Raw genomic sequence first — 18,373 nt, forward strand, 5'->3', positions numbered from 1 at the left:
GATTCAGGAATCCCCATTCTCGCGCCGGAACCCCTGCGGCACAATGCGCCCATGCGACCGTTTTCCGCCCCCCAGCTGAACCCCGCCACCGAGACCGGCTGGCGCCGTCGGTGGTTCGACATCATCTACCGCCACGACTCGCGGCCTTCGCGCAATTTCGACCTGATCCTGGTGGTGGCGATCATCGCCAGCATCCTGGTGGTGATGATCGACAGCGTGCAGCACCTGCATGCCGAATGGTCCACCGGCCTGTACATCCTGGAATGGGCGTTCACGATCATCTTCACCGCCGAGTACCTGCTGCGGCTGGCGGTGGTCAAGCGCCCGCTGCGCTACGCGGTAAGCATCTGGGGCATCATCGACCTGCTGTCGATCCTGCCCGCCTACCTGTCGATGTTCATTCCCGGCGCGCAGAGCCTGCTGGTGGTGCGCGCGCTGCGCATCCTGCGCGTGTTCCGCATCCTCAAGCTGACCCGCTACATCGAGGAAAGCGGCGTGCTGATGACGTCGCTGTGGCGCAGCCGGCGCAAGGTGCTGGTGTTCCTGTTCACGGTGATCACCATCACCATCATCGCTGGCGCGCTGATGTACGTTATCGAAGGGCCGGAACATGGCTTCAGCAACATTCCGGCCAGCATGTACTGGGCGGTGGTGACCATGGCCACGGTCGGTTTCGGCGACATCGTGCCGCAGACCGTACTCGGCCGCTTCGTCACCTCGGTGCTGATCCTGATCGGCTACAGCATCATTGCCGTGCCCACCGGCATCTACACCGCCGAACTGGCCAGCACCATGCGCGAAGCCGAGCTGGCCGCACGCCGCGATGCCCGCGGCTGCCCGCACTGCGGGCTGGAAGGCCACGAGCCGGACGCCCGCCACTGCCGCAGGTGCGGCGGTGAACTGCCGGATGCGTTCAACCATTGAGGCACATGCCGGCCAGCGGCCAGCACTACCCTCGGTAGATCCACGCCATGCGTGGATCCTCCTCAACGCATGCGATTGCTGGTGGTCACCAGGTCGTTGTACGCGTCCAGGATCGTCGACTGCGCGCCTTCGGGATCGGTGGTGAGCCAGCTGCCCGAGGCCTTGCGCTCGGCCGCCAGCGCTTCGGGGCTGATCGGCTTTCCCTGTTCCAGGCGCTCGACGCCGCGGCCTGCGGTACGCACCAGCTTGTCGGCCGAGCGCTGCACGTGGCCCCACATCGGGTCGTCCTTGCCGACACCGCCGTTCTGCACTTCGGTCACCAGCGCCTGATACTCGGCCAGCTGCTTGCGCACTACCGCCAGGTCCGGCGCGTCCCCCTGGAACGCCATGGCCAGCTGCTTGCCATCGCCGAGGATGCGCAGGTGGTAGTAGGCCAGCGAGCGACCCTCGCTTTCCTCGATCCGCTTCAGCTCCGCAGCGCGGCGCTCGTTCTCGTTCTTCTCCAGCGCCACATCCATCGCTTCGCTGGCCTTGAAGAAGGCGGCATAGGCCTGCATCAGCGGCGCATGCTGCGCGCGCATGCCTTCGCCCCCATCACGACGGTAGTCTTCACGGGTGAAGTAGCCATCGGCGCGCTCGGTCAGGGCATTCAGGGCCTGGAACGCCTGCTGATAGTCGCGCGCGGGGCCATCCATCGGCAGTGCCGGGGTCTTCGCCAGTGCGTCGGTCATCGACTGGCCGCAATACTCGACCCGGTGCGACAGCACCTTGCCGGGCGAGCGCGGTTGCGCTTCCTTGCCGGTCGGGCCGGCCTCGGGATCCTTCATCCAGCCGGTGTAGGCCTGGAAACCTTCGTGAACGGGCTGTTCGACGCCGTTGTAGCACTCGATGTAGGCATTGACCTTTACCAGCCCGGGGTCGGCCACGGCCAACCCCGCCGGCTTGTTGCAGCCGGCCAGGCCTGCCAGCGAGCCAAGCAGAAGCAACGGAAGCATGCGTGTGGATGCGTTCAAATCAGTTCCTTGCACAAGTAAAAACTGCAGTCATCGTGGTTCATCGCGCCCACGCCCGTCCCGGCAGCGCCGGAAGACGCCGCCCTTCGGCGCCCCGCCATGGGTTACGTCGCAATCGACCTGTTCGATTACGACAAAATGGCGCGATGATCGCCTCGGTTACTGGCGATTGCTCTGGAAAACGAGCGTGTTGTATTCCTGCATCAGCTTGCTGGCAGAGCCGCGCGGCGCCATCGAGGGCGAATCAAGCATGCGCCGCTCGAAATCGGTGTAGGGCTTGTTCTCGCTGACACGCTGCAGCCGCTCCTTGCCTTCGCGGCGGAAATTCTCGGCTCCACGCTCGAAGCCTTCCCAGTCCGTCTTGCCCGGCTGCTGGTCGGCAACCTTGGCGTGCGCTTCATCGGAAATGCGGTTGAAGGCATCCAGGTGCTCGCGGGCCGCGGCCTGATCAAAGCCGTCATCGGTCATCAGCTCCACGATCGCCTTCGCTTCCAGCATCATCGCCAGACGGTAGTACTCGCGCGTGCGCCCCTCGGCCTGTTCCAGTGCTTTGAGCTGCTCGCGCTGGGCAGCGTCGTTGTGGCGCTCCAGCGCGGTGTTGAACGTTTCGCTGGCAACCACGAAGTCCTTGAAGGCGGCCATCAAGGGCGCATGCATCTGCTTGCCCTTGGCAAACTGGTCGTCTTCGTAGTCCTGGCGATCGTAGTAGTCGTGCGCGTCCTTGCTGAGCGGCACCAGTGCCTTCAGCGCCTGCTGATACCGGCCAGCAGCGGCATCAAGATCGGCCAGGGCCGGCTTGGCAGCGATCGCTTCGGTCACCGGCGCGTCGCACTGCTTCATGTCGTAGTCGCTGATCTCGAACGGCCCGTACACCTGCGTCTCGCGCCCGCTCGGGCCGGCGTCGACGTCCTTGATCCAGCGCGTGTAGGACTCGATGCTGCCGTGTGTTTTCGAATCAAGCGCGTTGAAGCAGCCGATGTAGGCGTTGAGTTTTGCGGTCAACTGCTGCTGTGCGTCGGAGTTCGCGGTGCTGGCCTCCGGCTTGCCGGAAGGACCAGCGTCACCCGCGGTTGCCGGCGCCTTGCCACCGCAAGCGCCCAGGATCAATGACAGCGACGCGGCCAGCGCCGCGTGGGAAAGAGTGCGTGACATGCGTTCACTTCCTTGTTGAAAACGATTACAGCTGCGCATTCTAGCGCAGCTGGCCGAGGGTCGCAGCCCTCGGCCTCGTCCAACGGGTCACGCTCAATCCAGGAACAGGTCCGGCAGCAACGGCCGCGACGGATCAACTGCATAGCCCGACAGATCGGTGACACCGGCCTGTGCCAGCACCTCATCATCGATCAGGAACCGGCCGTGGAAGCCGGCCGCTTCGCGCACCAGCACGGCGTGCGCGGCGTCGGCCATGATCTGCGGCGTGCGGCACCCGGCGGCATCCACGCCCGGAATCATGTTGATCGCATCGGTGGCAATCACCGTGCGCGGCCACAGCGCATTGACCGCCACGCCCTGCGGGCCGAACTCCGCGGCCAGGCCGAGCGTGACGAAGCTCATGCCCATCTTCGCCAGCGTATAGCCGGTGTGCGGGCCCCACCACTTCGGCTCCAGGCTGGGCGGCGGTGCCAGGGTGAGGATATGCGGGTTGGGCGCCTGCAGCAGGTAAGGCAGGCAGGCCTGCGCGCACAGGAAGCTGCCGCGCGCGTTGACCTGCTGCATCAGGTCGAAGCGCTTCATCGGCGTATCCAGCGTGCCGCGCAGCCAGATCGCGCTGGCGTTGTTGACCAGGATGTCGATGCCGCCGAAGGTGTCGACGGTGGCGGCGACGGCCGCCTGCACCTGCTCTTCCTCGCGGATGTCGCACTTCAGGGCCAGGCCCTGGCCACCGGCCGCCGTAACCGCCTCGGCCGCGCTGTGGATGGTGCCCGGCAGCTTCGGGTTCGGTACCGACGACTTGGCGGCGATGGCCACGTTGGCGCCGTCACGCGCGGCGCGCAACGCGATGGCCAGGCCGATGCCGCGCGAGCCACCGGTGATGAAAAGCGTTTTGCCCTGCAGACTGCCCACGTTCCACACTCCAGCGTATGCAATGAGCCGCTAGTATGCCGCGCCGACGCGGAGTTCACCCGGCCTTGACGATACTCGGGCCTCCAGACAACGCACGAGGTCCACGCCATGCGCCGTTCCCGCCTGCTGCTGCCTGCCTTGGGGCTCGCCCTGCTGACCGCCTGCCAGGGCCGTTCGCCGGAACCCGGCAAGGAGCCGTCCGCCGGTGACGCGCCCAGCGCGGCCAAGGCCGCTGCGGATGGCAGGATGCGCTGGAGTGAGGCGGTGGTCTGGGATGGCGACCTCAACGCCTGCCGCCAGGGCGAGAATGCGGCCACGCGTGACTGCCTGCGCGATGCGATGCACGCCGGTGGCGCCAGCGCCGATGCGATCACCGCCGCCGAACAGTTGTCCACCGGCGGCGAACTGGCCTACGTGACCGCCTGGCACGAGAGTGACGGGCTGGGCGTGGCCACGGTGGAGTACCCGTTCCGCGCCAACACCAACGAAGGCACCCGCCTGGTCGACGCCAGTGGCAAGCGCATCGATGTGGATGCCGTGCAGCTGGACGACACCCTGCGCGCGGACCCGACGGTGCAGGAACTGCTGAAGGCCAACCCGCAGGCGACGCCGTTCGCACCCGCGCAGTCGGCGGGAGCGACGCCGCTGGAGAATGGCGGCATCCGCCTGCTGTACCGCACACCGCTGCGCGACTGCCACGCCTGCCCGGATGTGGGCCAGCTGCAGATCGCCTACGACTTCGACGCCAAGCGCAACTTCATTGGCCAGCAGGTGGTGCCGGCGGCGCCGTAAGGTCACCGGCACTCACCTTCGTGGAGTCGAGCTTGCTCGACTGATTCTGGCGTTTCAGTCGAGCGAGCTCGACTCTACAACGGCCTCGGCGCATCCACGCATTGCCTGGACCTACCCATACGCGCGTACCTGCTTCTGCAGCAGGTGCGGCACGATCAGCCGGTGCACCGGGGCTACCGGCAGCATGTACAGGCGCCCGAACGCGTTGTGGGTGTGCACCACCGTCGCCACTTCCAGCACATCGCCCTGCCACTGCAGGGCCAACTGCACGCGCAGGTGGCGGTCGTTGTCTTCCAGCACGATGGCATCGGCATCCAGCGACTGCAGCGTGAAGATGCCGAGCCGCTGCCCCGGACGCGGTTGCTCGATGTCCTGCACAGCGCGCAGCGAACCCAGGTCCTTCATGCCCAACAGGCGCATGCCGCGATTGCGCAGTGCCATCAGCCCGTCGAACCAGCCAGGAATGCTCGCCGCCATGTCACGGTAGGCCTGCAACGCGGTTCGATCCCCGCGATGTGTGCTGGCCTGGCAGGCATGTACAAAGTGGGCACCGGCCATCTGCGCGCGCAGCACGCTGCCCGCACTCGGCGCGGCGGTCACCACCTGCGATGCCCTCACGGCTTCGGCCCCTGCCCCTCGTTGTCTTCCCAGTGCAGGATGCGCCGGGTGACGAAGCGGTAGACCGGCTTGCCGGTGGCGAACCACAGCTCGCGCACCCACGAAGTGCGCTTGAGCACGCGCTTCTCCACCGGAGTGAGCGACTCGCGGCAATACATGCGCTTGTGCTTGAGCAGGTGGCGCAGGTCCTCGCGGGCCAGCAGGCGCATCCAGCGCGAACGCGGATCGCCGATCACCGCCAGCTGGAAGTCGATCAGCGCTGGACGGCCATCCTCGGTGACCAGCCAGTTGGCTTCCTTGGCCAGATCGTTGTGGGCCACGCCGCGCCGATGCAGGTGCTGCAGCAGCCGTCGCGCAGAATGGAACCAGGCCACGTCGCCGCGGGGTGGACGCTGGTACATCGCATCGCCCGCCATGAAGCTGCGGTCGAGGTGGCGGCCATCCCAGGCCAGCAGCTGCGGTACGTCAGGCATGCCATGGATGTGCTGCAGCGCGCGTGCTTCGCGGCGTGCCAGCCACCACGCAGGCAGCCGCAGCCACAGCGGCGTGGCGCCCAGATCGCGGCGCACGAACGGGCCATCGGGGCCTTTCACAAGGAGGATGCGACCGAAGCTGTCGGCCTTCAAGGCATGCGGTGGAGCGTCTGGCGTATGCGGCATGGGCCCATTCTAGGCGATGGCGCCGGTTGCAAACGGTCACGAAGCGGCTGGGAACCAGTCACCTTCACGCCCCTATAATCGGGCAATGGACTCTTCATGGATCGACGCCACCCTCGCGTGGATTGCCGCTCACCCCGTGCTGGCGGGTGCCGTTATCTTCCTCATCGCCTTCTGCGATGCGGTCATCATTCTCGGCGCCATCGTGCCGGCCCTGCCGCTGCTGTTCGCGGTGGGCGTGTTCATCGGCCTGGGCCAGATCTCCGGGCCGTACGCGGTGGCGGCGGCAGCGTTGGGCGCGTTCGCCGGTGATGGCATCAGCTACTGGATCGGCCGTCGCTGGGGTGACCGCCTGCGCGGCATCTGGCCGTTCAGCCGCTATCCGCAGCTGCTCGATCGCGGCGAGAACCTGTTCCGCCGCAATGCGTTCAAGAGCATCCTGATCGCACGCTACGTCGGTGCGATCCGCCCGTTCGTGCCGGCCATTGCCGGCATGATGAAGATGCCTGCCAGCCGCTACATGCAGGCCAGCGGCATCGCCAGCATTTCCTGGGCGGTGCTGTTCCTGGCCCCCGGCTGGGTTCTGGGCGAAGCCTATGACGCGGTGGCCGCCGTGGCCGGACGCCTGGTGGTGGTGGTCGGCCTGCTGATGGTGATCCTCGGCCTGGTCTGGGCCATCGTGCTGTACGGCTACCGCTGGTCGGCCGCACGCATGGACAACTGGCTGGCGCGCCTGCTGGACTGGTCCAACCGCCACCCGACGCTGGGCCGCTACACCGTCGGCGTGCTCGACCCGAAACGACGTGAATCGGTACCGCTGGCGATGCTGGCGCTGATGCTGCTGGTGCTGGGCTGGGGCTGGTTCGCGCTGCTGACCGTGGTGGTCGCGCATGGCGAACCGCTGGCGATCGACCTGCTGGTGCACCAGGCCATGCTGGCGCTGCGCAACCCGCTGGCCGACTACCCGATGGCGGCACTGGCATCGCTGGGCGCCTGGCAGGTACTGCTGCCGGCCACCGCGGCGGCGATGGGCTACCTGATCTGGCGCCGACGCTGGATGGCCGCCGCGCACTGGCTGGCCGCACTGGCCTTCGGCCTTGCGCTGACCATGCTGCTCGGCGCCACCGTGGATGTGGTGCGCCCGGTCGATGCCAGCAGCGGCTTCGGCTTCCCGTCGGTGTCGGTGACCATGGCCACCATCACCTTCGGCTTCTTCGCGGTGCTGATCGCGCGCGAGATGCCCGGCCGCACCCGCGTCTGGCCGTACCTGGTGTCGGGCATCGTGGTCAGCCTGATCGGCTTCTCGCGGCTGTACCTGGGCGCGCACTGGCTGAGCGATGTGATCGGCGGCATGCTGTTCGGCACGTTCTGGCTGCTGGTGCTGGGCATCGCCTACCGTCGGCGCTTCAACCGCTCGTTCTGGGTGAAGCCGGTGGCGTGGCTGTTCTACGGCGTCTTCGCCCTGGCGGCGATGTGGTACGCGCCGCGCCACATCCCGGTGAAGCTGGAGCGCTTTGAACCGACCCTGCCGGCGCCGCAGGCGATGGACATGCAGGCGTGGTGGCAGCACGACTGGTCGACGCTGCCGGCGCGCCGCAACGAGTTCGACGATGACCAGCGCTGGCCGCTGGACGTGCAGGTGGCCGGCCCGCTGGCGCCGCTGCAGGCGCAGCTGGAAGCCCGCGGCTGGAAGCGGCAGGAACAGGCCGGCTGGCAGGAAGCCCTGCTGATGCTGGACAAGAACACCGGCGCCGACCAACTGCCGGTACTGCCGGCCACGCTGGAAACGCGGGTGGAAGCGCTGCTGATGGTGCGCCAGGGTGCGCAGCCGGATGAGCGCTACGTACTGCGCCTGTGGCCGGCCCCGGCCCAGCTGCAGCCCGGCGATACGCCACTATGGCTGGGCAGCGCACAGACCCTGCGCTACGAGCGCCACTTCGAATGGATCGGCATGTGGCATCCGCTGCGCGGCGTCGACCCGGCCATGAACGCGGTGAAGGAGGCCGTACAGGGCCTGCCGCAGCGCGAGGACGTGCACGGCGAGACCGGGTTGCCGGTACTGCGGTTGAAGACCACCGCGCGCTGACGGAGGCGGTGCTGCTCTGGTAGTCGCCAACCTTGGTTGGCGCTTCGGGTAAAGGCTGCCAACCAAGGTTGGCATCTACCGGTTACGCCGCGCTCCGGTAGTGGCCAACCTTGGTTGGCCTTTGCCGGCTACGGCATCCAGCCCAGCAACTGCTGCAGGCGCTGATGCGGGTCGTCCATCTGCAGCAGCTGCAGGCGCTGCTGCTCGCTCAGCGGCAGCAGTTCGGCCAGGCGCCAACCGACCCAGCTCGCCTGATCCAGCAGTGCCGGATTCGCCGGCGCATACGCCTCGCCCGCCTGTTCGATGATGTGCCCCAGCACCGTGGCCAGCAGCGCATGCTGTGGCCGCAGTTCGTCGTCGGGATCTTCCTCGCACCAACTCACGTCGGCCACCACCAGGCCGTTGTCACGGACCCGCGTGCGCTCGACATGGAAGCGGCGGGTGCCACGCAGGCGCAGCTGCAGCACGCCATCGGCGCCGACATCGAAATCTTCGATGCGGACCTGCACGCCATACGCCGCCGGCGTCGCCGGTGCGCCCACTTCCTGGCCGTCGAGAATCAGGCAGACGCCAAAGCCCTCGCCACTGCGGCCGCTGTCGCGGACCAGATCCAGATAGCGTCGCTCGAACACGCGCAGGCCCACCGCTGCACCCGGCACCAGCGTGCTGTGCAGCGGGAACAGCGGCAGCGAACCGTCGGCGCTCATCGGGCCTGCAGGGCGGCGAGGAAGCGGCGCGGTGCGCCGTCGAAGCCACCGTTGGACATGAACACCACATGGTCACCACTGCGTGCATGGGACTGCAGCTGTGCCAGCAGTGCATCGGTATCGGGTACCGCGTGCGCTTGGCCGCGTACCGCGGCGATCACCGCGGCAGCGTCCCAGGCCAGCTCCGGGCGGTGCAGGAACACCACTTCATCGGCCAGTGCCAGCGACGGCGCCAGCGCCTGTGCATGTGCACCCAGCCGCATCGAGTTGCTGCGCGGCTCCATCGCGACCACGATGCGTGCATCGCCGACCTTGGCACGCAGGCCTTCCAGCGTGGTGGCGATCGCCGTCGGGTGATGGGCGAAGTCGTCGTAGACGGTGATGCCATCAACGCTGCCGATCACTTCCATGCGGCGCTTGACGCTGCGGAACCGCGCCAGCGCCGGGATCACATCAGCAGGCGCCACGCCTACCGCATGCGCGGCCGCCAGCGCGGCCAGGCCGTTGAGCACATTGTGCCGGCCCAGCAGCGACCACTGCACATCACCCAGCGGCTGGCCTCGATGATGCACGCGGAACGCGCTGCCATCGGCAGCCAGCAGCTCGGCATGCCACTCCAGCGACGGATCGAATCCGAAGCGCTCTATCGGGGTCCAGCAGCCCATCGCCAGCACTTCGGCCAGGTACTTGTCTTCGCCGTTGACGATCAGGCGGCCACGCGCCGGCACCGTACGCACCAGGTGATGGAACTGGCGCTGGATCGCCGCCACGTCCGGGAAGATGTCGGCGTGGTCGTATTCAAGGTTGTTGAGGATGGCCACCAGCGGCCGGTAGTGCACGAACTTGCTGCGCTTGTCGAAGAATGCGGTGTCGTACTCGTCGGCCTCGACCACGAACTCGCGGCCCTGGCCGAGCCGGGCGGAGACGCCGAAATCCTCGGCCACGCCGCCGATCAGGAAGCCCGGCGAACGCCCGGCGCTTTCCAGCAGCCAGGTGAGGATGGTGGTGGTGGTGGTCTTGCCATGGGTACCGGCCACGGCCAGGGTGTCACGCCCCGGCAGCACCCGTTCGGACAGCCATTGCGCGCCGGAAATGTAGCGCTGGCCAGCGTCAAGCACGGCCTCCACGGCCGCGTTGCCCCGCGACAACGCGTTGCCGATCACCACCTCATCGGTGCCGGCCGGCACGCTGTCGGCGCGATAGCCCTGGTCCAGGGTGATGCCCAGCTGTTCCAGCTGGGTGGACATCGGCGGATAGATGGCCTGGTCGCTGCCGCTGACCGGATGGCCCAGTTCCCGCGCCAGGGCGGCCACGCCGCCCATGAAGGTGCCGGCGATTGCAAGGATATGTACGCTGCTCATGACCGAGGATTGTGACCGATGACGGCTGTATAGGGCCAATGTCCGCGCTTGGGTAAGACAAGTCCTACACAGGATGTGAGAAAACTCCAATCATCTGTCAGGGAATTCCCGATAGCGATGTTCTGTGAACCCGGACACAATTCGAACTGCCAGCCGCAGTACCCGAACCGGTCCTACTCCCCAAGAGGCCATCCCCAAGGGAGCTCATGCTGCGGGGCCCTGAGCAAGCCCTCTGCTGGCGCCTATCAAACGACACAGGCCTGATCCTCGCGGACCAGGCCTGTGTTTTTTTGTGCCGGGGGCCGGAACAGTGTCCCGGCCGCGCCGGATCAAGCCTTGATCGCCGCCAGGATGCGCGCTTCGATCTCGTCCAGCTCACCGACGCCGTCGACGCGGGCCAGGGTGCCACGGCCGGCGTAGAAGTCGACCACCGGGGCGGTCTGGTCGTTGTAGACCTGCAGGCGCTGGCGCACCGCTTCCGGCGTGTCATCGGCACGCCCCTGCTCCTTGGCACGACCGGCGATGCGCTCGACCAGCAGCTCGGTGGCCACGTCCAGCTGCACCACCGCGTCCAGCGGCTGGCCGATCTTGGCCAGCAGGCCGTCCATCGCATTGGCCTGGGCCACATTGCGCGGGTAGCCATCCAGGATGAAGCCCTTGGCGACATCGGCCTGGGTCAGGCGCGATTCCAACATGCCCAGCAGGATGTCGTCCGACACCAGGTTGCCGGCATCCATCACCGTCTTGGCCTGCTTGCCCAGCTCGGTGCCGGCGGCGATTTCCGCGCGCAGCATGTCACCGGTCGAAATGTGGGCGATCCCCAGCTTTTCCTTCAGGCGCGTCGCCTGTGTCCCCTTGCCCGAACCGGGCGGTCCCAACAGAACCAATCGCATTGACCTGACTCCAACGTGTTGAAAACAAAGAAGGTTCGCGTCCCGGACGGACCGGTATCGCTGCACCGCAATAGCGCCACTTTACCGCATCCGGGTAATGTCCCTGCAATGTCCCCTCCCCCGAGCAGGTAGAAGCATGCGCAACGGTACTCTCCTCTATGCCCAGTCCGGTGGTGTCACCGCGGTCATCAACGCCACCGCGGCTGCGGTGATCGAGCAGGCCCGGGCCAAGGGCATCAAGGTCCTGGCCGCCCGCAACGGCATCCTCGGCGCCCTGCGCGAGGAGCTGATCGACACCAGCAAGGAGAGCGCCGCGGCCATCCGCGCGCTGGCCCACACCCCGGGCGGCGCGTTCGGTTCGTGCCGGGTCAAGCTGAAATCACTGGACGCTGACCGTGCACGTTACGACCGCCTGCTGGAGGTGCTGCGCGCGCACGACGTGCGCTGGTTCCTCTACAACGGCGGCAACGACTCGGCCGATACCGCGCTGAAGGTCTCGCAGCTGGCCAAGGCGTCGGGCTACGACCTGACCTGCATCGGCGTGCCCAAGACCATCGACAACGATCTGGCGGTTACCGACACCTGCCCCGGCTTCGGCTCGGCCGCCAAGTACACCGCGGTCTCGGTGCGCGAGGCCGCGCTGGACGTGGCGGCGATGGCCGAGACTTCCACCCGCGTCTTCATCTACGAAGCGATGGGTCGCCACGCCGGTTGGCTGGCGGCGGCGGCGGGCCTGGCCGGCAACGGCGATGACGAAGCCCCGCACATCATCCTGCTGCCCGAACGCGCCTATGACGAGGCGCTGTTCCTGGCCAAGGTGAAGGCGGTGGTCGAGCGCGTCGGCTACTGCGTGGTGGTGGCCTCGGAGGGCATCGCCACTGCCGATGGCCGCTTCGTCGCCGATGCCGGCGGCGGCAAGGACTCGTTCGGGCATTCGCAGCTGGGCGGCGTAGCCGCGCACCTGGCCGGACGGGTCAAGGACCAGCTGGGCCTGAAGGTGCACTGGGCCCTGCCGGACTACCTGCAGCGCTCGGCCCGGCACCTGGCCAGCAAGACCGACTGGGAGCAGGCGCAGGCGGTGGGCAAGGCTGCGGTGCAGTTGGCGCTGAAGGGCCAGAACGGCGTGATGCCGGTGATCGTGCGCAGCAGCGACGCGCCGTACCGCTGGAAGATCGAAGCGGCGCCGCTGTCGAAGATAGCCAACCACGAGAAGAAGATGCCGGCCGGCTTCATCCGCCGCGACGGCTTCGGCATCACCGCCAAGGCGCGCGCCTACCTGTCACCGCTGATCAAGGGCGAGGCGCCACTGCCCTACGGCCCCGACGGCCTGCCGAAGTACGTCACCCTGAAGAACGTGGCGGTGAAGCAGAAGCTGCCGCCCTTCGAGGGCTGAACCGAAAAAGGGGACGGAGGGGATTAAGTCGCAACCGCCCCTCCGTCATCATTCCCCGGTCAGCGTTGGGGCGGTTGCGACTTAATCCCCCCCGTCCCTTTTTCATCGAGGTGTGCCATGGCACTGCGCGTTGTTCGACTCGGTACGCCGCGCGTACCCGGCGAGGGCCTGCGCATCGGCACGGTGCGGCGACCGCCGCGTGGCGTGCCGCGCAGCGAGTTCGCCCGCCAGGACTGGTACGACGTCTGGTTCCCGACCCTGTCACCCAGTGCGGAACTGGTGAAACAGGCGCACGCGGCGCAAAGCGCAGCCGACTGGAATGCGTTCTTCCGCCACTACAAGGCCGAGATGAAGGCACCCGATGCGGCCCACGCGCTGGACCTGCTGGCCGCGCTGTCGCAGCACAGCGACATCAGCGTAGGGTGCTACTGCGAAGATGAGGCGCACTGCCACCGCACGGCGCTGCGCGAGCTGCTGGTGGCGCGGGGCGCTACATTGGCCGCGTGAAGCCCGGTTGCCGGCCAGCGGCCGGCACTACCCCACGCCACGCCCTGCGTGGATTCGCGTCGCCGGACGGCCTCAGTTGCAGGCCTTGCCTTCCATCTGCAGCTGCGCGGCGAACATCGTCACCTGCGGAATCTTGCCGGCGGCAGCCTGCTTCTTCGCCTCTTCCAGGTAGATGCGCGACTGGCCCTGTCCATCCAGCTCGACCTTGTTGCTCGACGGCAGGCGCCACACCCGCACCACCGCCTGCTGCGCCGGGCACGCGGCGCTGGGTACGCGGATCACATCGTTGAGCTTCCAGCCCTTGTCGGCACTCGGCTGTGCCTTGGCATAGTCGACGAAGCGCGCGCGTGGCTGGCACTGCTCGCTGGTACGCACGGCGGAAAAGCGGTACGGCTCTGCCGCATCGCCGGTGAACACGCCTTCCAGCCGCGCGCAGGCCTCGGGGATCTGGCGCAGCGTATGCGCCGCGCCCACCGCCTGCGGGGCACCCACCGCACGCTGCAGCTCCGGGGTTTCCGCGGCGAATGCCGGGGCGGCAGGCACCAGGGCAGCAAGCATCAACAGGGACAGGCGCATGGGGGAATCTCCTTCTGGACTCTTCGCAGGCTTGCAGAGCATGGCTTAACGGGGTGCAAAGGGCGTGATCGCGCTTTGCGCCAGGGGAAAGTCGAGCAAGCTCGACTCTACGGTGCGTCGAACGCATACTGCGGGCACCAGGGAATGCTGAACACCGCCATACGTCGGACGACCTCCAAGGTCGGTACGGGTTGGTTCCAGGCTGCAGCCCGTCGTCCCCCTCGTGGTGCCGTTCATCGCCACTGGATGCTTGTCCATCCATTCTGCGGAGGGGTCTAATGCTGGAACGTCACGGGCTGTCACTGGCGCTGGGCTGCGCCATTCTCGCGATCCTGTTCGGAATCGTCTCGGCGCGCTGGATCCTGCGCCAACCCACCGGCAATGAACGCATGATCGCGATCGCCACCGCGATCCAGGAAGGCGCACGTGCCTACCTCAACCGCCAGTACCTGACGATCGGCATCGCCGGCGTGGTGCTGTTCGTGCTGGTCGGCATCTTCCTCAGCTGGTACACCGCCATTGGATTCGCAGTGGGTGCGGTGCTGTCCGGCGCGGCGGGCTACATCGGCATGAACGTGTCGGTACGCGCCAACGTGCGCACCGCCGAGGCCGCACGCCACGGCATCAGCGCGGCGATGGACGTCGCCTTCCGTGGCGGTGCGATCACCGGCATGCTGGTGGTCGGGCTGGGCCTGCTGGGCGTGGCCGGCTACTACGCACTGCTGCTGCGCATGGGCCTGCCGATGGAACAGGCGCTGCACGCCCTGGTCGGGCTGGCCTTCGGCTCCTCGCTGATCTCGATCTTCGCGCGCCTGGGCGGCGGCATCTTCACCAAGGGCGCCGACGTCGGCGCCGATCTGGTCGGCAAGGTGGAAGCCGGCATTCCCGAGGACGACCCGCGCAACCCGGCGGTGATCGCCGACAACGTTGGCGACAACGTCGGCGACTGCGCCGGCATGGCCGCCGACCTGTTCGAGACCTATGCGGTCACTGTCATCGCCACCATGCTGCTGGGCAGCCTGATGCTGGCCGAGGCGGGCGCCAACGCGGTGCTGTATCCGCTGGTGCTGGGCGGCGTGTCGATCATCGCCTCGATCATCGGTGCGCTGTTCGTCAAGGTGAAGCCCGGCGGCTCGATCATGGGCGCGCTGTACAAGGGCGTGATCGTCTCCGGCGTGCTGGCTGCGATTGCGTTCTACCCGATCACCACCGGGCTGATGGGTGACAACGTGCACGGTCCGATGGCGCTGTACGGCTGCGCGCTGATCGGGCTGGTGCTGACCGGCCTGATCGTGTGGATCACCGAGTACTACACCGGCACCCAGTACAAGCCGGTGCAGCATGTGGCACAGGCCTCGACCACCGGCCATGGCACCAACATCATCGCCGGCCTCGGCATCTCGATGAAATCCACCGCGCTACCGGTGGTGGCGGTGTGCGCGGCGATCTGGGGCGCGTTCGCACTGGGCGGCCTGTACGGCATCGCCATCGCTGCCACCGCGATGCTGTCGATGGCCGGCATGATCGTCGCCCTGGATGCCTACGGCCCGATAACCGACAACGCCGGTGGCATCGCCGAGATGGCCGAGCTGCCTTCGGAGATCCGCGACATCACCGATCCGCTGGATGCAGTGGGCAATACCACCAAGGCGGTGACCAAGGGCTACGCCATCGGTTCGGCGGCGTTGGCCGCACTGGTGCTGTTCGCCGACTACACCCACAACCTGCAGGCTGCGCATCCGGGGCAGGAGTTCCGCTTCGATCTCAGCGACCACACGGTGATCATCGGCCTGCTGATCGGTGGCCTGATCCCGTATCTGTTCGGCGCAATGGCAATGGAAGCGGTCGGCCGCGCCGCCGGTGCCGTGGTAGAGGAAGTGCGCCGCCAGTTCCGCGAGATTCCCGGCATCATGCAGGGCACCGGCAAGCCGCAGTACGACCGGGCGGTGGACATGCTGACCCGCTCGGCCATCCGCGAAATGATCGTGCCGTCGCTGCTGCCGGTGGCGGTACCGGTGGTGGTCGGCCTGCTGCTGGGGCCACGCGCGCTGGGCGGGCTGCTGATCGGCACGATCGTGACCGGCCTGTTCGTGGCCATCTCGATGACCACCGGCGGCGGCGCCTGGGACAACGCCAAGAAGTACATCGAGGACGGTCACTTCGGCGGCAAGGGCAGCGAGGCGCACAAGGCCGCGGTGACCGGCGATACCGTCGGCGACCCCTACAAGGACACCGCCGGCCCGGCGATCAATCCGTTGATCAAGATCATCAACATCGTGGCGCTGCTGCTGGTGCCGCTGCTGTAATCCACGCCATGCGCAAACCCGTAGAGTCGAGCTTGCTCGACTGCTTTTGGCCCGCACCGCAAGAGCAGTCGAGCAAGCTCGACTCTACGGCTCCGACCGCTTGCTCAAGCAACGGCTGGTCAGCGCCCGCGCAGGAAGAACGACACCGGCACCATCACCTGCACCGGGTCGCCGGCCACTTCGGCCGGCGGCGCCGGTACCGGGCTGGCGCGCTGCACGGTGTCCAGCGTCTCCTGGTCGAGCAGTTCGAAGCCGCTGCTGCGGCCCAGCTTCAGGCCCGACACTGCACCGTCGCGGGCGACCGCGAAACGCACATAGACCACGCCCTGCTGGCGCAGGCGCTCGGCCTGGCGCGGATAGCGGCGGTGCTTCTGCAGGTGCCCGAGCAGGCGTCCTTCCCAGGTCGCCTCCGCGCGACTGCGCTCACCGGCGGTGGTCTGCGGTGCGGTATAACGCGCGGCGGCGTCAGCGGCCACCTGCGGCGGTGCGCTGGTCTGCGCGACATTGGCGTCGGCGGTCTCCGGCGAGGGCGTTGGTTCCGGTGCTTTGGGCGGAGGCAGATCACCCTGTGGCTGCACGGGTGCTTTCGGTTGCTCGCGCACGGCCGGCGTCGGCGCCTGCCGCTGCTGTTGCTGCTGCAATGGACCGGTGGCCACCTCACGCGGGGGCACCGGCGGTGCCTGGGCCATCGGCGCCAGTTCCAGCATCAGCGCTGCAGGCGGAGCGGCAGCCGCCAGCGCCGGCGCGCGCGCCGCCCACCAGCACGCCGCGCCGATCAGCAGTGCGTGCACCAGCAGCACGATCGCCAGGCTGGTCGCCCAGCGCCGCAGTCCGCTCATCGTGCGCCCTGCTCCAGCCCCACCAGTGCCACCTTCAGGTATCCGGCAGCGCGCAGCGCGTCCAGGGTCGCCATCAGTTCGCCATAAGGCACACGGGTATCGGCACGCAGGAAGATGCGTTGTCCGCTGTCATCGTGGGTGGCGGCCTTCAGTGCAGCCGCCAGCGCGTCGCGCGCCACCGGCTGCTCGCCCACCCGCAGCGACAGGTCGGCCTGCACGGTCACATACACCGGCGCCTGTTCCGGCGGCGTGGCGCCGGCGCTGCTGGCCGGCAGCTGCACCGGCACCGACACGGTGGCCAGCGGCGCGGCCACCATGAAGATGATCAACAGCACCAGCATCACGTCGATGAAGGGCGTGACATTGATCTCATGCGCTTCTTCCGGCGCATCGTCGCGGTCGGATGCGGTCCTGATTGCCATCGCCGCGCCTCAGTGCACCGCGCGCAGCGGTGTCGCTGCAGCACGCGGCACGGCACGATCAAGATCACGCGACACCAGCTGCTGCACGGCCGCGGACAGATCACCGAGCAGGCCGCGCAGGCTGGCCAGCACGCGGCTGAAATGGTTGTAGACCAGCACCGCGGGAATCGCCGCGACCAGGCCGAGCGCGGTGGCCAGCAAGGCCTCGGCGATGCCCGGCGCGACCACCGCCAGGTTGGTGGTGTTGCTGTGGGCGATGCCGATGAAGCTGTTCATGATGCCCCACACCGTGCCGAACAGGCCCACGAACGGCGCCACCGCGCCGATGCTGGCGAGCACGCCGATGCCCCGTCGCTGTAGGCGCGCGGTCTCCAGCTCGATGCGGTCAAGGCGCGACGCGACGCGTTCCTTGATGCCGTCGCGACTGTCCAGATCCTGCGACAGACGCAGTTCGGTGCGTGCGGCCTCCAGCATGGCCAGCGCGGTCCCCTGCTGCGCGCTGGCCTCCGCGCTTTCGGCCGGCAGGCTTGGCGCCTGCAGCAACAGCGCGCGCGCCGCACGCAGCTGGCGGGCCTGCCGGGCCAGCTCCCAGCCCTTGGCCAGCAGCACGGTCCAGGTGGCCAGCGATGCCAGCGCAAGCGCGATCATCACGCCCTTCACCACCACGTCGGCGGCCAGGTACATGCCCCAGGGCGTCAGTGCAGGGGCAGCCACGGGGGCCAGGTCAGCAGGCAGCATCGTCTCGGTTTCCATCAGCATCGGGGGTCGCGGCACGGCGGCGGGCCGTGCGCGGATCATTGGCATCGTCGACTTCCACGACCGGATTGGGCTCCAGCCGCGGTGCCGGGCGGCTGAGCACGTAACCGGCGCTGACCGCGAAGAACAGGCCCACGCCCAGCAGCAGGCGCCACGACGGGTGCGCCCCCCAGCAGAACAACGCGAAGCCGACGGCCATGCCGGCGCTGGCAAAGGCCTTGCCCTTGCGTGAGACCGCGCCCTGTTCGCGCCACAACCGCAGCGACGGGCCATAGCGCGGATGCGCCAGCAGGCGCTGCTCGAACTTCGGCGAGCTGCGCGCGAAGCAGCCCACCGCCAGGATCAGGAAGATGGTGGTCGGCATTACCGGCAGCAACGCGCCGATCACCCCGAGGCCGACCATCACCCAACCCAGCGCGAACCAGAGCCAGCGCATCAGCGCGGTGCCCGCAGGCGGCCG

19 protein-coding genes are annotated in these 18,373 nt (G+C 67.8%); 6 read left to right on the top strand and 13 right to left on the bottom strand.

All coding sequences use genetic code 11. The annotated features are described in order from the left end of the window. The first annotated feature begins 51 nt into the window (after positions 1 to 51). Entirely contained in the window at positions 52 to 924 is an 873-nt protein-coding gene (locus tag N7590_RS12905; protein WP_053450704.1) for an ion transporter, read from the top strand. 62 nt (positions 925 to 986) lie between these two features. Here the strand turns inward: N7590_RS12905 and N7590_RS12910 are convergent, their stop codons facing one another. The 3 genes from N7590_RS12910 to N7590_RS12920 form a co-directional block, all read right to left on the bottom strand. Next, positions 987 to 1,919 (bottom strand): YiiG family protein, encoded by a 933-nt coding sequence (locus tag N7590_RS12910; protein ID WP_204275120.1) that lies wholly within the window; start codon positions 1,917 to 1,919, stop codon positions 987 to 989. Positions 1,920 to 2,096: 177 nt separating this feature from the next. Next, on the bottom strand, positions 2,097 to 3,089 hold the full coding sequence (locus N7590_RS12915; protein WP_164241797.1) for a YiiG family protein: 993 nt from the start codon (positions 3,087 to 3,089) through the stop codon (positions 2,097 to 2,099). Positions 3,090 to 3,182: 93 nt separating this feature from the next. Next, on the bottom strand, positions 3,183 to 4,001 hold the full coding sequence (locus N7590_RS12920) for an NAD(P)-dependent oxidoreductase (protein WP_164241796.1): 819 nt from the start codon (positions 3,999 to 4,001) through the stop codon (positions 3,183 to 3,185). A gap of 108 nt (positions 4,002 to 4,109) precedes the next feature. Here N7590_RS12920 and N7590_RS12925 point away from each other — a divergent pair, with 108 nt between their 5' ends. Next, on the top strand, positions 4,110 to 4,793 hold the full coding sequence (locus N7590_RS12925) for a hypothetical protein (RefSeq protein WP_053511064.1): 684 nt from the start codon (positions 4,110 to 4,112) through the stop codon (positions 4,791 to 4,793). A gap of 111 nt (positions 4,794 to 4,904) precedes the next feature. On the opposite strand, the gene N7590_RS12930 is transcribed toward N7590_RS12925, so the two are convergent. Both N7590_RS12930 and N7590_RS12935 read right to left on the bottom strand, forming a co-directional pair. Next, positions 4,905 to 5,411, bottom strand: a complete 507-nt coding sequence (locus tag N7590_RS12930; protein WP_164087617.1) for a DUF2867 domain-containing protein — start codon at positions 5,409 to 5,411, stop codon at positions 4,905 to 4,907. Next, complete coding sequence (locus N7590_RS12935; protein ID WP_006467385.1) at positions 5,408 to 6,070, bottom strand: serine/threonine-protein kinase; 663 nt, start codon at positions 6,068 to 6,070, stop codon at positions 5,408 to 5,410. Before N7590_RS12935 ends, N7590_RS12930 begins: the two co-directional genes overlap by 4 nt. An 85-nt stretch (positions 6,071 to 6,155) precedes the next feature. Between N7590_RS12935 and N7590_RS12940 the strand changes: the two genes are divergently transcribed. Beyond that, entirely contained in the window at positions 6,156 to 8,153 is a 1,998-nt protein-coding gene (locus N7590_RS12940) for a bifunctional DedA family/phosphatase PAP2 family protein (protein WP_053450710.1), read from the top strand. Positions 8,154 to 8,281: 128 nt separating this feature from the next. Here the strand turns inward: N7590_RS12940 and N7590_RS12945 are convergent, their stop codons facing one another. The 3 genes from N7590_RS12945 to N7590_RS12955 form a co-directional block, all read right to left on the bottom strand. Then, positions 8,282 to 8,860: an LON peptidase substrate-binding domain-containing protein gene (locus N7590_RS12945; protein ID WP_053450711.1), complete on the bottom strand. Its 579-nt coding sequence runs from the start codon at positions 8,858 to 8,860 to the stop codon at positions 8,282 to 8,284. After that, positions 8,857 to 10,221 carry a UDP-N-acetylmuramate:L-alanyl-gamma-D-glutamyl-meso-diaminopimelate ligase gene (gene mpl / locus N7590_RS12950; protein ID WP_164241795.1) on the bottom strand — a complete coding sequence of 455 codons (1,365 nt, stop codon included), beginning with the start codon at positions 10,219 to 10,221 and terminating at the stop codon, positions 8,857 to 8,859. Before mpl ends, N7590_RS12945 begins: the two co-directional genes overlap by 4 nt. Before the next feature lie 329 nt (positions 10,222 to 10,550). Next, the gene (locus tag N7590_RS12955; protein ID WP_008268721.1) at positions 10,551 to 11,114 is read right to left on the bottom strand and encodes an adenylate kinase; all 564 of its coding nucleotides are present in this window, start codon (positions 11,112 to 11,114) and stop codon (positions 10,551 to 10,553) included. Between the two features lie 136 nt (positions 11,115 to 11,250). Here N7590_RS12955 and N7590_RS12960 point away from each other — a divergent pair, with 136 nt between their 5' ends. Both N7590_RS12960 and N7590_RS12965 read left to right on the top strand, forming a co-directional pair. Beyond that, on the top strand, positions 11,251 to 12,507 hold the full coding sequence (locus N7590_RS12960; RefSeq protein ID WP_164241794.1) for a 6-phosphofructokinase: 1,257 nt from the start codon (positions 11,251 to 11,253) through the stop codon (positions 12,505 to 12,507). 117 nt (positions 12,508 to 12,624) lie between these two features. Beyond that, complete coding sequence (locus tag N7590_RS12965; protein ID WP_053511055.1) at positions 12,625 to 13,014, top strand: DUF488 family protein; 390 nt, start codon at positions 12,625 to 12,627, stop codon at positions 13,012 to 13,014. Positions 13,015 to 13,086: 72 nt separating this feature from the next. On the opposite strand, the gene N7590_RS12970 is transcribed toward N7590_RS12965, so the two are convergent. Next, positions 13,087 to 13,590, bottom strand: a complete 504-nt coding sequence (locus tag N7590_RS12970; RefSeq protein ID WP_133935496.1) for a hypothetical protein — start codon at positions 13,588 to 13,590, stop codon at positions 13,087 to 13,089. Between the two features lie 278 nt (positions 13,591 to 13,868). Between N7590_RS12970 and N7590_RS12975 the strand changes: the two genes are divergently transcribed. Then, entirely contained in the window at positions 13,869 to 15,896 is a 2,028-nt protein-coding gene (locus N7590_RS12975) for a sodium-translocating pyrophosphatase (RefSeq protein WP_008266593.1), read from the top strand. 119 nt (positions 15,897 to 16,015) lie between these two features. On the opposite strand, the gene N7590_RS12980 is transcribed toward N7590_RS12975, so the two are convergent. Genes N7590_RS12980 through N7590_RS12995 form a run of 4 tightly spaced genes read right to left on the bottom strand, consistent with a single transcriptional unit; the run spans position 16,016 to position 18,349 of the window. Next, the gene (locus N7590_RS12980) at positions 16,016 to 16,735 is read right to left on the bottom strand and encodes an energy transducer TonB (RefSeq protein ID WP_164241793.1); all 720 of its coding nucleotides are present in this window, start codon (positions 16,733 to 16,735) and stop codon (positions 16,016 to 16,018) included. Further along, the gene (exbD, locus tag N7590_RS12985) at positions 16,732 to 17,157 is read right to left on the bottom strand and encodes a TonB system transport protein ExbD (RefSeq protein WP_164241792.1); all 426 of its coding nucleotides are present in this window, start codon (positions 17,155 to 17,157) and stop codon (positions 16,732 to 16,734) included. The genes N7590_RS12980 and exbD overlap by 4 nt, the downstream gene beginning before the upstream one ends. 9 nt (positions 17,158 to 17,166) lie before the next feature. Continuing rightward, complete coding sequence (gene exbB, locus N7590_RS12990; RefSeq protein ID WP_164241791.1) at positions 17,167 to 17,895, bottom strand: tonB-system energizer ExbB; 729 nt, start codon at positions 17,893 to 17,895, stop codon at positions 17,167 to 17,169. Further along, positions 17,882 to 18,349 (bottom strand): YbaN family protein, encoded by a 468-nt coding sequence (locus tag N7590_RS12995; RefSeq protein ID WP_049456947.1) that lies wholly within the window; start codon positions 18,347 to 18,349, stop codon positions 17,882 to 17,884. The genes exbB and N7590_RS12995 overlap by 14 nt, the downstream gene beginning before the upstream one ends. Between the last annotated feature and the right edge of the window lie 24 nt (positions 18,350 to 18,373).

Origin of the sequence: Stenotrophomonas sp. GD04024 (assembly GCF_029837545.1) — a bacterium.
Taxonomy (GTDB): Bacteria; Pseudomonadota; Gammaproteobacteria; order Xanthomonadales; family Xanthomonadaceae; genus Stenotrophomonas; species Stenotrophomonas forensis.